The organism is Psychrobacter sp. TB20-MNA-CIBAN-0197 (assembly GCF_040309765.1).
In the GTDB taxonomy this organism is placed as follows: Bacteria; Pseudomonadota; Gammaproteobacteria; order Pseudomonadales; family Moraxellaceae; genus Psychrobacter; species Psychrobacter submarinus.
Window position 1 is genome coordinate 1 of record NZ_JBEOPC010000126.1, and the last position, 418, is coordinate 418.

General features: G+C 36.1%; 1 protein-coding gene. It reads right to left on the reverse strand.

Going from position 1 to position 418, the window contains the following annotated elements:
• Nucleotides 1-42 precede the first annotated feature (42 nt).
• Nucleotides 43-418 (reverse strand): TerD family protein (locus tag AAEY83_RS12950; RefSeq protein ID WP_351059329.1); only part of this gene is annotated, 376 nt, incomplete at its 5' end.

Consider the following 418-nt stretch of genomic DNA (forward strand, 5'->3'; position numbering starts at 1 on the left):
GTATTAGATATCATGGTATTAAGTATTGTGTTATTTTTAAGATCAGTCATCGCTTATTTCTATCCCATATTTTTCACAAAGATAACGTAGGTCGCCATCTATATTTTGATGCCTTGGCATAAATTGCCATTGTTTGCCTGCTCGGTTTAATGTAAATAGAATCAAACTTTTGCCTGACTTATCTTTTATGTCAAATTCACCTGAAAATAATAATGCATTCTGTTGCTTGTCAAGGATGCTCAGCTGAATAGGTGTTTGTGGAGGATCAGTCGCTAAGTTCTCAAGCTCACTTGATAAAGCAAAGTTAAGTTGTTCAATATTGGCAGGCTGAAGGTTTAGATCACAACTAAATTCAGATATGGACTTCTCAGATTCAAGTTGTTGATCCAGTTCGACTGCACCATCTTCACTATGGGTC